The sequence below is a fragment of the Maribacter sp. LLG6340-A2 genome, assembly GCF_045057105.1.
Taxonomy (GTDB): Bacteria; Bacteroidota; Bacteroidia; order Flavobacteriales; family Flavobacteriaceae; genus Maribacter.
This window is the reverse complement of record NZ_CP159332.1, coordinates 822,286-835,936: the sequence shown is the minus strand read 5'-3', so window position 1 is coordinate 835,936 and position 13,651 is coordinate 822,286. Positions and strand designations below refer to the sequence as shown.

Genomic DNA, 13,651 nt, shown 5'->3' with positions numbered 1-13,651 from the left:
AATGAACGTAACGCAAATACATAGGGTGTATTTCATAGGCATAGGGGGCATTGGTATGTCTGCTTTGGCGCGTTATTTTGCGTTCATTAATAAAGCGGTTGCCGGGTATGATAAAACAGAAACCCCGTTGACCCAAGAACTGGTAAGTTCAGGTATAGATGTTCATTATGTGGACGATATGGATAGTGTGGCAGAGGAATACAAAAACGACCCAGAACACACCTTGGTGGTATATACGCCAGCGGTACCCGCTAGTCATAAAGAATATCAGTTCTTTTTACAGAACGGCTTTACTATTAAAAAACGATCGGAAGTCCTTGGTCTAATTACCAAAGAGTCATTTTGTTTTGCAGTTGCCGGCACCCATGGAAAAACAACAACGTCAAGCATATTGGCACACTTGTTAAAAGAAACGGGAGTAAAAATGACGGCCTTCTTGGGTGGTATCTCAGAAGATTTCAATAGCAATTTCTTGTTGGAAGGAACCGATTTTTCCGTGGTGGAAGCCGATGAGTTTGATCGTTCATTTATGCAATTGACGCCCAATGTAGCTTGTGTAACCTCTATGGATGCCGATCATTTGGATATCTATGGCGATGCGCAAGAATTGGAAAGAACGTTTAAGGATTTTACGGAGCGGTTGAAACCGGGCGGTAAATTATTTGTAAGAAATGGGTTGCCTTTAAAGGGGCTTACCTATGGTATAGAAGACGATTCGGATTATTGTATCCGGAACATAACAATAGAACGTGGTACCTACATATTCGATTTGGAGACCCCCGATGCCACGCTGAAAGGGGTTGAATTTAACAAGCCAGGAAGGCATAATTTGCTTAACGGTTTGGTTGCTTTTGCGATGGCGATGGAATCTGGTTCCCCACCACATCGCCTTGCTAAAGCTTTGGCAACATTTAAGGGAGTGCAAAGACGTTTTTCGTATCAGCTTAAAAATGATGATTTTGTTTTTATTGATGATTATGCGCATCACCCTACGGAAATCAATGCCGTTTTTGAGGCCATCTCAGAAATGCATCCCTATAAAAAAGTGTTGGCCATTTTTCAACCGCATCTTTATACTAGGACAAGGGACTTTGTGGATGATTTTGCAAAAAGTCTTTCACAGTTTAAAAACATATTGCTGTTGGATATTTATCCTGCCCGCGAAGAAGCAATACCAGGGGTAGATTCCCAATGGTTGCTGAACAAGATAACGAGTAGTAATAAGGCTTTAATTTCAAAGGAACAAATCGTTTCACGGATAAAAGCTGAGAATCCTGATGTGTTGGTCACCATGGGTGCAGGAGATATTGGCTTGGAAGTAGTAAAAATTAAAAAAGAAATGTCATATGCGATTTAATTGGAATTTTATAAAGTTGGCGGCTTTAGTTCTGGTAATCATGGGGTTATATGCCTTTTCCAATGCAAGAAACAGTACAAAGAATGTTACGGGAATGAAGGTAACTTTTGTTGGGGACCAGAATCTGTATCTAACTGAAGGGGCGGTTAATAAATTGTTAATACAAAAATATGGCAGCCTACAAAATGTGCCCAAAGAAAATATAGTTTTGAATACTGTAGAAAAGGCCATTGAGGCCAATGAAATGGTGAAAAGTGCCCAGGTCTATCTAACTATAGATGGTGAGCTTAATTCAAAAATTGTTCAGCGTAAACCAATCGGACGCATAGAGGGGGATACAAAATTTTATATGGATGAGGATGGCAAGCGAATGCCGCTTTCTAATAATCATTCTGCCAGAGTTCCCATAATAACAGGCAATATCAGCGGTAAAAGCCTTGAGGATGTCTATGTCATATTGGAGCATATTAATGCTGACGAATTTTTTAGAAAAACCGTAGTAGGTATTCATATCATAGAAGAAAGTGAATATCAGTTACGATTAAGGCTTAACGATTTTGTAGTGAATTTAGGCGGTATTGATGGTTTGGAGGGGAAGTTCAGCAATTTTAAGGCATTTTATGCCAAAGCTAGCAAGGATAAAACCTTGGAGAATTATGCAGAAGTTAGTTTAGAATTCAATAACCAGGTGGTGTGCACTAAAATATAAATTTAAAGATGGAACAAACTAAATATTCGGTCGGTCTAGACATTGGAACAACGAAAATCGTTGCCATTATTGGTAAACAGAATGAATACGGTAAGATTGAGATTTTGGGTATAGGTAGGTCCAAAAGTTTAGGAGTACACCGTGGTGTCGTTAATAACATTACCCAAACTATTAAATCTATACAACAGGCCGTAGAGGAGGCAGAGGCAAACTCTGGTCTAAAAATAGGTTCTGTTGTTGTAGGTATAGCCGGGCAGCATATAAGAAGTTTACAGCATAGTGATTATATCACCAGAAAGGATTCTGAAGAGGTAATAAATGAGGAAGATGTGGACACACTTTGTAATCAAGTGCACAAATTGATTATGTTACCTGGTGAGGAAATCATTCATGTACTTCCACAGGAATATAAAGTTGATGGACAAGCGGAAATACGTGAGCCTATTGGTATGTACGGTGGCCGTTTAGAAGCCAATTTTCATGTGGTTGTAGGGCAAGTGGTTTCTATTAAAAATGTAGGCCGTTGTATTAAGAGTGCCGGTTTGGACCTTGGGAATATTACCCTAGAGCCATTGGCATCATCAGACGCGGTATTAAGTCAAGAAGAAAAAGAGGCAGGTGTTGCATTAATTGATATAGGTGGTGGTACCACGGACTTGGCCATTTTTAAGGACGGTATCATTAGGCACACCGCAGTAATTCCTTTTGGTGGTGGGGTTATAACCGAAGATATCAAAGAAGGTTGCTCCATTATAGAAAAGCAGGCAGAATTGTTGAAAACAAGATTTGGTTCTGCATGGCCTGGAGAGAATAGGGACAATGAAATTGTTTCCATACCTGGTTTACGTGGTAGAGAGCCCAAAGAAATCTCCTTGAAGAATCTTTCTAAAATTATACATGCACGTGTAGTTGAAATTATTGAACAAGTGTATGTAGAAATCAAAAACTACGGTCATGAGGAACAAAAGAAAAAATTAATTGCCGGTATAGTACTTACAGGTGGTGGAAGCCAGTTGAAGCACCTAAAGCAATTGGTAGAATATATAACAGGAATGGATACGCGTATAGGGTATCCTAACGAGCATTTGGCGGGTGATTCTGATGAGGAAGTAGCCAGTCCTTTGTACGCGACCGCTGTTGGTCTTTTAATGAATGCCATTAAAAACCAAGAAAAATCAAAATTGCCAAACAGGGAAACTCTGGAGGAACATGAGCATGAGAATGAACCGGTATTGGCAGGTGACGATGGTCACGTTTTAAACCGACCATCAAATGTTACCAAAGAACGCAAATCCGTTTTTGACAAATGGACGGAAAAGTTGAAGGAATTTTTAGATAACGCAGAGTAGCAATAGCATAGAACAACATAATACAAACCAGTAATATTTAGAATATGAGTAAGAACAGCGAATTTGATAATATCTCTTTTGATTTGCCAAAGAATCAAAGTAACGTTATAAAGGTCATTGGAGTAGGAGGTGGCGGTAGCAATGCTATAAACCACATGTTCCAGGCAGGAATTAACGGAGTAGATTTTGTAATCTGTAATACCGACTCACAAGCTTTGGATAATAGTCCGGTGCCCAATAAGATTCAATTGGGTGTATCATTAACCGAAGGATTGGGAGCTGGTGCCAATCCTGAAGTTGGGGAGCAAGCCGCCATGGAAAGTATGGAGGAGATAAAGAGTATGTTGGATTCTACGACAAAAATGATTTTCATTACCGCTGGTATGGGTGGGGGAACAGGAACTGGTGCTGCTCCCGTCATAGCAAAATTCGCAAAGGAAATGGATGTTCTTACAGTTGGTATCGTTACCATGCCATTTCAATTTGAAGGTAAGATGCGTGTAGACCAAGCGCACCGCGGTATTGAAAAGTTGCGTAAAAATGTTGATTCGCTGATCGTCATTAACAACAATAAATTAAGGGAAGTATATGGTAACCTTGGTTTTAAAGCTGGTTTTTCCAAAGCGGACGAAGTATTGGCAACCGCCGCTAGGGGTATTGCAGAGGTAATAACACATCACTATACACAGAACATAGATTTACGTGATGCCAAAACAGTACTTTCTAACAGTGGTACGGCTATTATGGGTTCTGCCATTGCATCTGGTTCTGCACGTGCCAATGAAGCAATTATGAAAGCATTGGATTCACCGTTATTGAACGATAATAAAATACAGGGAGCCAAAAACGTATTGTTATTGATCGTATCCGGAGCGCAGGAAATTACAATTGATGAAATAGGTGAGATCAACGATCATATACAAATAGAAGCAGGTTATGGAGCCAACATCATTATGGGTGTAGGTGAGGATGAAAGTTTAGGAGAGGCCATTGCCGTAACGGTAATTGCTACGGGTTTTAATATAGAGCAACAGGATGATATTGTAAATACGGAATCAAAGAAAATTATCCACACCTTAGAAGACGGCCAGCGTGCCGAGGCAATGTTGCTATCCAATAAGAAAACCGTACATACATTGGAGATGGATGAAGAGGTAGAAGAAGTAAAGCCTGTATCCAAATATCAATTTGTTGACGAAGCGGAGTTTGATTTGATCCCGACCACCAACTATATAAAAAATTTCAATGTTTTTTATGAAGAAGTAGTGGCTGAAAATGTATCAGAAGATGATTTTGTGATTGTGGATACTGCTGCGAGAAACATTGAAGTTGTAGATCCGCAAGTGCTTAAGGCTACGGATAAAGATGAGGAAATTACCTTTGATTTTGATATGCCATCAAGGGAAGAAGAAAAGGAAAATGTCATTACATTTAACCTTAACGATGAAGTAAAGGATTTAGATGTTAAGGACAGTATAGAGATTATTCCAGTTTTGGAATATAATAAAAATGGTGAAAAGCGTTACAGCCTAGATGATTATATGAAACTGGAAAGCAAGCTGACCGGCGCTAAATCAAAAGCAGAGGAGTTTGAGCCAAAAATTGTTGAAGATGAGCTTGTCTTTGAGAAAAGGACTATTGCTCCGGTAAAGGAAGAAAGACCTACCGATGCGCCATTGGATCCAATGGAAACACCAATTGAGGAACTATTGCGTGAAAGGGCAGATGATCGTAGAAAGACACTAAAGGATTATAATTACAATTTCAAGAATACCAAGCCTAGTAATTATGATGAGAGTAAACCGGCTTATCAAAGACAGGGCATTGATTTGAACGATACTCCAAGGGAAAAAAAGATTTCCAGAACCTCGTTGAGCGATGATAGTAATGATGAGATACAATTGCGCTCAAATAATTCTTTTTTACATGATAATGTAGACTAGAACACGTAGTAAAACAGGTATTTTAAACCCGAAAACCAGTATGGATTTCGGGTTTATTTTTTATCTTCGCAGTCCTAAATATATAAGGTATGGGTTTACAGCAAAAAGTTATGGAACAATTGAAATTGGCAATGAAAGCCAAAGATTCGGTTGCCTTGGAATCGCTTAGAGCTATAAAATCCGCTTTATTGGTGGCAAATACCAGTGGTGATGGTGAGATTACGGAAGATGACGAGATAAAAATTGTTCAAAAACTGGTAAAACAACGTAAGGACAGTGCTGCAATTTTTGTAGAGCAGGGCAGACAGGATCTTGCAGATCCAGAATTGGCACAAATTGCCGTTATAGAACAGTTTTTGCCGGAACAACTTACAGAGGAAGAAGTAGAGAAAGTAGTTGTGCAGACAATTGATGCAACCGGTGCTACCAGTATGAAGGATATGGGTAAGGTTATGGGGATTGTTTCAAAAGAACTTGCCGGACAAGCGGATGGTAAATTGATTTCAACAATCGTTAAAAAGAAATTAGCTTAAGTTAGGATTATAGTAAGAGTTTTAGTTTTGCTAACAGCTAACAGCTAACAGCTAACAGCTAACAGCTAACAGCTAACAGCTAACTGCTAATTGAAAATGGCCTCGTGGCGCAACTGAATAGCGCATCAGACCTGCCTGCCGGCAGGCAGGTTTCGGCTCTGATTGACGTTTTAATATATTTTTGAAATACAGAATAAAAATTATAATGATAATGGCCTCGTGGCGCAACTGAATAGCGCATCAGATTTCGGCTCTGAGGGTTGGGGGTTTGAATCCCTCCGGGGTCACACTTAAATTAAGGTCTTACATTTGTAAGACCTTTTTTGATTTAACCTTGTATTACGTATATATATTACAAAGTGAAAAAGATGGTCGTTTTTATAAGGAAATGACAAGTAATTTACATTTGCGTCTTGAGCAGCATAATTCCGGTAAGAATAAATCTACAAAGGGTTTTTTACCATGGTCTATGGTTTATCATGAAGTTTTTGAGACAAGATTGGAAGCGCGGAAAAGGGAAAAATATTTTAAGTCGGGGATAGGCCGTCAATACCTTAAAAATTTATTAGAAAATAAGTAGCATCAGACCTGCCTGCCGGCAGGCAGGTTTCGGCTCTGAGGGTTGGGGGTTTGAATCCCTCCGGGGTCACTAAAAAAAAGCCATATCTTTATGTAAGATGTGGCTTTTCCTATTATTTAAAGTAACGGTCATTTTCGGTTAATATCAAAAATGACACCCTCTTTTTCCATTAAACTTATATCCTCTTTGGAATATCCATAAAAGGCATCTGGATAGTTTTCCTGTTTGTCTATTTTATAGAGGCGTGAGCGTTTGGAAATTTCATAATCATTTAATGATAGAAAAAGACTGTCATTAGTAATATTCATCAACTTCATAGTTGAGTAATTACCATTATCCAAACGATATTCATAGACATCACCAATTTCAGGTTGGGATAAATATAATTTCATATTTACCTTATCTCTTCCGGTAGTATAAATGACTAAACCAATAAGACAGATTAAAAGTAAAAGACCAGAAAATTGCCATGTGGGGCCTTTTACATTATCCTTAATATTCTTGTATTGCAGTTGAAGTTGGTTCGGCATTTCCTTGGGTTTTAAAATTTGCTTACAGTGACTGCAGAACGAGTTTCCACTTTTTAAAAACGGAAATACGGGTATCCAAAAAATATGAAAATGTTTACGATATATATTAATGTATATAGTGTCTTCATTTTTACAATGCTGACAAGTAATATTCCTGGTTTTTATGTTGGCGATGTTGGCTGAACCTGTTCCAAAAAATATCATAACGCTAATTTATGGTGGGGAGAAAATTATGTGTTAATAACGTATAAACACTTAATCTATTGTTTTACGGGTTGTTCACCCATCTTTAAACCTCGTAATAAACTTGATTAAATACCTGTAACTATAATTAACATTTATTTATAATGATTGGTTCGGAACTTAACGAACTAAATTATAGTTTTGCCTTATAATATTTTTTTATGGGTATTTGTTCGCAAGAAAAAAAAGATTTAGTTGAAGAATTGGGAATGTTCTTTCAGGCACGCCATAAGCTTACTCCTTTGGCTGCTCGTATTTATTCCATATTGATATTGACCTCTTCAGAAGGGTATACTTTTGATGAGCTAAAAGAGATTACACAAAACAGTAAGAGTTCTGTCTCCACTAATTTAAACTTATTGGTTTCCTTAAAATTTGTGGAATATTATACTAGAACAGGAGATAGAAAACGCTATTTCAGAAGTAATGGTACTTATATAAAAAATATGCTTAAAGAGCGTATGGAATCTGTTTCTACAGAACTTAAAATAGCAGAAAAGGTTAACACCTTCAATAAGACCCACAACCCGGTTAAATATCAGGAAAAAGGCTATGCGGGTCAAATATTTCTTACATATCTGCAATTGGAAAAAGAAAATTTAGCACAGGCTATTGAGAAAATAAATGAATTTGATAACAAAGATTAAACCACTCCAACATATTAAAATGAATAAAATGAAACTATCTATAGTATTGATTCCGCTGATTCTCCTAGTCGCGTGTGGAGACGGCAATACAAAGCCAGGACCTATGTCCGCCGCAAAACCTTTTGAGGTGGTGTCTATTCCAACTAAGGATATCACTTCCTATACTACCTACCCAGCAAGCATAGAAGGGATTGTAAATAGTGAGGTTAGGGCAAAGATTTCTGGTTACATAACCGATGTATTAGTAGACGAGGGACAAAAAGTAAGGAAGGGAGAAGTTCTTTTTAAGTTAGAGACACAATCGTTATCTCAAGATGCTGCAGCTGCAAGTGCCAATGTAAACGCAGCCCAAGTAGAAGTAGATAAATTAAAGCCCCTAGTAGAAAAAAATATTATCAGTAGCGTTCAATTAGAGTCCGCAAAGGCTAAACTACAACAAGCGAAAAGCACCTATAACTCCGTAAACGCGAACATTAATTATGGAAATATAAAAAGTCCGGTAGATGGCTTTGTGGGTTCCATACGTTTTAGAAGAGGTGCACTGGTAAGTCCAAGTGACCAACAGTCTTTGACCACGGTGGCAGATATTAGCGAGGTCTTTGCCTATTTCTCTATGAACGAAAAAGATTATTTGGATTTTATACAGGATACGGATGGTGAGGATATTTCCGTGAAAATAAAGAACCTGCCCAAGGTAAAGCTGGTTTTGGCAAATGGGCGTATCTATGAAGAAGAAGGTACTATAGAAACTATTAATTCCCAAGTAGATGAGGCTACAGGAGCCATAACCTTTAGGGCCAAATTTAGTAATCCATCAAGAATATTAAGTAATGGAAATAGTGCTAAGATTATGATACCAAAACGTTTTAAGGATGTGTTGGTAGTACCTAAGGAAAGTACTTTTGAACGTCAAGGTAGTACTTACGTTTACAAGGTTTCCAAAAAGGATAGTATGGCCGTTTCTACTTCCATTTCCATTATTGCGGAAGTAGACAATCTTTATTTAGTGGATAACGGTATACAGATGGGCGATGCCATCGTAGCAACAGGAGTAGATAAGATTAGGGGAGAAACCAAGATCATACCCCAACCTGTTGTTTTTGACAGCATAGCCAAACCAATGCAAAAAGTATTTAGATAAATACCCAAATTTCAAAACAACATGTTACAAAAGTTTATAGAACGCCCCGTATTGTCTACGGTTATATCCATTATAATCGTAATTCTGGGAGTATTAGGTTTATACAGCTTACCCATTACACAATATCCAGATATAGCGCCACCTACCATAAATGTAAGTGCCAGTTATCCTGGTGCTAGTGCAGAAACTATTCTGGAGAGTGTAATAATTCCTTTGGAAGAACAAATTAATGGTGTTGAGGGAATGACCTATTTAACCTCTACGGCCACCAATAGTGGAACAGCATCAATAGATGTATTTTTTGACCAGGAGGTTGATCCGGATATTGCCGCCGTAAATGTTCAGAACAGGGTTGCTAGAGCAAATGCATTTTTACCCCAAGCAGTAATACAGACCGGGGTAACCACGCAAAAGCAGCAAACCAGTGCATTGATGTTTTTATCATTTTATAGCAGTAACCCGGACTATGATGAAACCTTTATTCAAAATTATTTGAAAATAAATGTCATTCCTGAATTTCAGCGTGTAAACGGTGTAGGTAATGTAAATGTTTTTGGGTCCAAGGACTATGCCATGCGCATTTGGTTACAACCAGAAAAATTAGCCGCTTATGGACTTATACCATCAGATGTAACAGCCGTGTTAAATGAACAAAGTTTAGAAGCTGCGGCAGGTTCGTTGGGTGAAAATGATGGACAAGCCTTTAGTTACACCATTAAATATTCCGGCCGTTTTAAAACCGAGGAACAGTACAGCAATATTATCGTAAAAGCACTGGATAACGGACGTTTTTTACGGTTAGAGGATATTGCGGATATTGAATTAGGGGCACAATCCTATGCCGCAGGATCAACAACTGCGGGACATCCTGCGGTAAATTTAGGTATATACCAGACCAAAGGTTCAAATGCCAGTGATATTATAAATGCTATTGAGGATAAGATGGCAATCATAGAAGAGAATATGCCAGAGGGAATGGAAATATTTGTTCCTTATAATACCAATAATTTTTTGAACGCCTCAATAGAAAAAGTGGTCAGTACTTTAATAGAGGCTTTTTTACTGGTATTCTTGGTTGTTTTTATCTTCTTACAGGATTTTAGGTCTACCTTAATTCCTGCCATTGCGGTACCCGTATCCATTATTGGTACATTTTTCTTTTTAAATCTCTTTGGGTATTCCGTAAACCTATTAACCTTGTTTGCTTTGGTATTGGCCATTGGTATTGTAGTAGATGATGCTATTGTGGTCGTAGAAGCGGTTCATGCCAAGTTAGATGAAGGGGCAAAAGACCCAAAAAAGGCCACCATGACCGCAATGAATGAAATTTCAGGTGCCATAATATCAATTACTTTGGTAATGGCCGCTGTATTTATTCCGGTAACCTTTGTTCAAGGTCCTACCGGTGTTTTTTATGAACAGTTTGGTGTAACCTTGATTGTAGCAATTATGATTTCTGCAGTCAATGCATTGACGCTTTCTCCTGCGCTGTGCGCACTTTTGTTAAAGCCACATAAGGATGATCATGAAAAAAGTAAAAATTTTATTCAACGTTTTTTTGATGCCTTCAATGCAGGTTTTAAGGCAACTACCAACAAATATGGTAAAGCGGTACATTTTTTATATAGAAATAAATGGGTAACCGCCGTTATTTTAATTCTGGCCGTTGTTGGTATATGGTGGTCATCAAGTAATGTAAAAACCGGTTTTGTGCCAGATGAGGATAGGGCCATAGTTTTTATCAATGTAGAATTACCTGCAGGTTCGTCCATAGATAGAACTCATGCCGTAAACCAAGAGCTATATGCCAAATTGAAACAAGTACCCGGCGTATTGGAAGGTTCGGTAATTGAAGGTCGTAGCTTTTTAGGAGGCTCAGGAAGTAACTACGGGCTAGGGTTTGTAAGGTTAAAGGACTGGGATGAGCGTAGTGCAGATTCGTTATCCATCCAGAACATTACCGCCAAAATGTTTGGAGTGGCGGCAACCATTCCTGAAGCCAATATTATTTTCTTTGCACCGCCTAGTATACCTGGTTTTGGTAGTTCCGCAGGGGTAGAGGTAAACCTATTGGATCAGTCCAGCGGTAGTTTTGAGGATTTGGATAAAACCAATCAGGAATTTATTGCGAAATTGATGCAGCGTCCGGAGATACAATATGCGCAATCATCATTTAACACAAAATATCCCCAGTATGAACTTGAGCTTAATGTACCTAGGGCCAAGGAATTGGGTGTTTCGGTGAGTAGTATTTTTTCAACCTTACAAGGATATATAGGAAGTATTTTTGCATCGGATTTTTCTAGATTTGGAAAGCAATATAGGGTCTATGTACAAGCATTACCGGAAGACCGTGCGGATATAAACAACTTGGACCAGATATATGTGCGCACAAATGCTGGTGTTATGACCCCTATCACAGAATTCATAAGTATGAAAAGGGTATATGGTCCACAGTCGGTTACCCGTTTTAATCTTTTCAATTCTACAAAAATTACGGCGGCCACTAATCCTGGGTTTAGTACGGGTGATGCCATTGCAGCGGTGGAAGAAGTTTCTAAAACCTTACCGGTTAACTATACTACGGCCTATTCTGGTTTAACCAGGGAAGAAGTAAATGCCGGAGACCAGACTACAACTATATTTTTACTGTCCTTAGTGTTTGTTTACTTTTTATTGGCCGCACAATATGAAAGTTACCTTATTCCGTTTTCGGTCTTGCTTTCACTTCCTTTAGGAGTATTTGGAGCTTATTTTACAACACAGCTAGCAGGTCTACAAAACAATATTTATTTTCAAATTGCACTTATTATGCTGGTAGGTTTACTGGCTAAGAATGCTATTTTGATCGTAGAATTTGCACTGCAACGTAGGCGGGAAGGCATTAGTATCGTAGACGCCGCAATGCAAGGAGCAGAATCAAGATTGCGCCCCATTTTAATGACTTCTTTTGCATTTATCCTTGGTCTCATGCCATTAGTTTTAGCAAATGGTGTGGGAGCCGCGGGTAACAGGTCTATAGGTACGGGTGCCGTAGGTGGCCTGTTAATAGGTACCATTACAGGGGTATTTGTTATACCTATCTTATTCATTCTTTTTCAATGGTTGCAAGAAAAAATTAACGGGGCTCCTAGTACAACCCAAATAGAAACTGTAGAATAATTTTATGTGTATGAAATTTTCAAAGATTATAAAATTTACAAGTGTCATACTATTGCCACTTATATTAGTGTCTTGTTTTTCGGCAAAAACCTATGAGCGTCCGGAAAATGAATTGTTGAACGCCCAATATTTTAGAACCGATTCACTGCAAAAAGACAGTGTATCCTTAGCTACTATCTCCTGGAAAGAGCTGTTTACAGATCCATTATTACAAGGTTATATAGAAGAAGGTTTAAGCAACAATATTGATATAAGGCAGGCCATTCAACAAATATTAATTACCGAAGCCTACTTAAAGCAAGGCAAGGCCGGCTATTTACCCACACTAAACGTATCTGCGCAATATACCCATAATGAGCTTTCTACCAATAGTCAATTTGGTGGCCAATTTGATAGATTGGACCAATATGAGGTAGCAGGTGGATTATCTTGGGAAGCGGATATTTGGGGAAAAATAAGAAGTAATAAGCGGGCTTATGAAGCTACTTATTTGCAATCTGTGGCGGCACATAAAGCCGTAAAGAGCAGATTGGTGGCAAATATAGCGTCGTTATATTACCAATTATTAAGTTTAGATGAGCAAATTGCCATTACCGAGTTGACCATAGCCACTAGGGAAAGCGGACTGGAAACGACCAAAGCTTTAAAGGAGGCAGGAAATGTTACCGAAGTTGGAGTAAAGCAGACCGAGGCACAACTTTACACGGCACAGGCAATTTTAATAGATTTAAAGAACAATGTACGTTTGTTGGAGAATTCCTTGTCCATATTATTGGGAAGTGAACCCAAGAGCATTGCTCGTAATAGTTTAGATGGACAGGATATTACTACCCCCTTAAAAACTGGAGTACCTTATGAACTTTTGGCCAATAGGCCAGATGTTATCGCTGCGGAATATGAATTGTTGAATGCTTTTGAATTGTCCAATGTGGCACGTAGCAATTTTTACCCTTCCTTGACCTTGACCGCGAACGGAGGTTTGCAAAGTTTGGATTTTGACAAGCTATTTGATTCTAGTTCCTTGTTTGCAACTGTTGTAGGTGGATTAACCCAACCGTTGTTTAACGGAAGAAAGATACGCACCCAATATGAAGTGGCGCAATCAAATCAAGAACAGGCAAAACTTCAATTTAAATATGCACTTCTTAATGCATCAAAAGAAGTCTCCGATGCTCTTTATTCCTATAATGCAGCATTGGATAAAATTAAGGTGAAGCAAAAAGAATATGAAGCATATACTTTGGCCCGGGAATATTCGCAAGAATTATTGGATAATGGTCTGGCTAATTATCTAGAGGTGTTGAACGCTAGGCAAAATACCTTAAGTACCAATTTGGACCTTACAAATACAAAATATGCCAAGTTACAGGCTATAGTAGACCTATATGAGGCCTTAGGAGGAGGGTGGCAATAAGTTTAGATGAAGAAAGGCATTGATTGGATACTATCAATGCCTT

11 protein-coding genes and 1 tRNA gene are annotated in these 13,651 nt (G+C 38.5%); 11 read left to right on the top strand and 1 reads right to left on the bottom strand.

What is annotated here, in order from left to right:
* The first annotated feature begins 1 nt into the window (after position 1).
* From murC to ABVM52_RS03395, 7 genes are all read left to right on the top strand, one after another.
* Positions 2–1,357, top strand: a complete 1,356-nt coding sequence (gene murC / locus ABVM52_RS03425; protein WP_405383734.1) for a UDP-N-acetylmuramate--L-alanine ligase — start codon at positions 2–4, stop codon at positions 1,355–1,357.
* Positions 1,347–2,066, top strand: a complete 720-nt coding sequence (locus tag ABVM52_RS03420; protein ID WP_405383732.1) for a cell division protein FtsQ/DivIB — start codon at positions 1,347–1,349, stop codon at positions 2,064–2,066. Before murC ends, ABVM52_RS03420 begins: the two co-directional genes overlap by 11 nt.
* An 8-nt stretch (positions 2,067–2,074) precedes the next feature.
* Positions 2,075–3,415 (top strand): cell division protein FtsA, encoded by a 1,341-nt coding sequence (gene ftsA, locus ABVM52_RS03415; protein WP_405383730.1) that lies wholly within the window; start codon positions 2,075–2,077, stop codon positions 3,413–3,415.
* Positions 3,416–3,459: 44 nt separating this feature from the next.
* On the top strand, positions 3,460–5,358 hold the full coding sequence (gene ftsZ, locus ABVM52_RS03410; RefSeq protein ID WP_405383728.1) for a cell division protein FtsZ: 1,899 nt from the start codon (positions 3,460–3,462) through the stop codon (positions 5,356–5,358).
* 89 nt (positions 5,359–5,447) lie between these two features.
* Complete coding sequence (locus ABVM52_RS03405; protein ID WP_405383726.1) at positions 5,448–5,891, top strand: GatB/YqeY domain-containing protein; 444 nt, start codon at positions 5,448–5,450, stop codon at positions 5,889–5,891.
* 213 nt (positions 5,892–6,104) lie between these two features.
* Positions 6,105–6,178: transfer RNA gene (locus ABVM52_RS03400), tRNA-Arg, on the top strand.
* On the top strand, positions 6,160–6,471 hold the full coding sequence (locus tag ABVM52_RS03395; protein WP_405383724.1) for a GIY-YIG nuclease family protein: 312 nt from the start codon (positions 6,160–6,162) through the stop codon (positions 6,469–6,471). The genes ABVM52_RS03400 and ABVM52_RS03395 overlap by 19 nt, the downstream gene beginning before the upstream one ends.
* A 128-nt stretch (positions 6,472–6,599) precedes the next feature.
* On the opposite strand, the gene ABVM52_RS03390 is transcribed toward ABVM52_RS03395, so the two are convergent.
* A complete protein-coding gene (locus ABVM52_RS03390) occupies positions 6,600–7,001 on the bottom strand; it encodes a hypothetical protein (protein WP_405383722.1) in 402 nt (133 codons plus the stop codon).
* 404 nt (positions 7,002–7,405) lie between these two features.
* On the opposite strand from ABVM52_RS03390, the gene ABVM52_RS03385 reads away from it, so the two are divergent.
* The 4 genes from ABVM52_RS03385 to ABVM52_RS03370 are packed head-to-tail and all read left to right on the top strand — an operon-like array spanning position 7,406 to position 13,608.
* Positions 7,406–7,891, top strand: a complete 486-nt coding sequence (locus ABVM52_RS03385; protein ID WP_405383720.1) for a GbsR/MarR family transcriptional regulator — start codon at positions 7,406–7,408, stop codon at positions 7,889–7,891.
* Between the two features lie 28 nt (positions 7,892–7,919).
* Positions 7,920–9,032, top strand: a complete 1,113-nt coding sequence (locus ABVM52_RS03380) for an efflux RND transporter periplasmic adaptor subunit (protein ID WP_405383718.1) — start codon at positions 7,920–7,922, stop codon at positions 9,030–9,032.
* A 21-nt stretch (positions 9,033–9,053) separates the two neighbouring features.
* Complete coding sequence (locus ABVM52_RS03375) at positions 9,054–12,194, top strand: efflux RND transporter permease subunit (protein ID WP_405383716.1); 3,141 nt, start codon at positions 9,054–9,056, stop codon at positions 12,192–12,194.
* A 10-nt stretch (positions 12,195–12,204) separates the two neighbouring features.
* Positions 12,205–13,608 (top strand): TolC family protein, encoded by a 1,404-nt coding sequence (locus ABVM52_RS03370; protein ID WP_405383714.1) that lies wholly within the window; start codon positions 12,205–12,207, stop codon positions 13,606–13,608.
* Positions 13,609–13,651: the final 43 nt, after the last annotated feature.

Excerpts from the sequence above, each read along its gene's own strand:
- murC (WP_405383734.1), top strand. The coding sequence starts at position 2 with ATGAACGTAACGCAAATACATAGGGTGTATTTCATAGGCATAGGGGGC.
- ABVM52_RS03420 (WP_405383732.1), top strand. The coding sequence starts at position 1,347 with ATGCGATTTAATTGGAATTTTATAAAGTTGGCGGCTTTAGTTCTGGTA.
- ftsA (WP_405383730.1), top strand. The coding sequence starts at position 2,075 with ATGGAACAAACTAAATATTCGGTCGGTCTAGACATTGGAACAACGAAA.
- ftsZ (WP_405383728.1), top strand. The coding sequence starts at position 3,460 with ATGAGTAAGAACAGCGAATTTGATAATATCTCTTTTGATTTGCCAAAG.
- ABVM52_RS03405 (WP_405383726.1), top strand. The coding sequence starts at position 5,448 with ATGGGTTTACAGCAAAAAGTTATGGAACAATTGAAATTGGCAATGAAA.
- ABVM52_RS03390 (WP_405383722.1), bottom strand. The coding sequence starts at position 7,001 with ATGCCGAACCAACTTCAACTGCAATACAAGAATATTAAGGATAATGTA.
- ABVM52_RS03385 (WP_405383720.1), top strand. The coding sequence starts at position 7,406 with ATGGGTATTTGTTCGCAAGAAAAAAAAGATTTAGTTGAAGAATTGGGA.
- ABVM52_RS03380 (WP_405383718.1), top strand. The coding sequence starts at position 7,920 with ATGAAACTATCTATAGTATTGATTCCGCTGATTCTCCTAGTCGCGTGT.
- ABVM52_RS03375 (WP_405383716.1), top strand. The coding sequence starts at position 9,054 with ATGTTACAAAAGTTTATAGAACGCCCCGTATTGTCTACGGTTATATCC.
- ABVM52_RS03370 (WP_405383714.1), top strand. The coding sequence starts at position 12,205 with ATGAAATTTTCAAAGATTATAAAATTTACAAGTGTCATACTATTGCCA.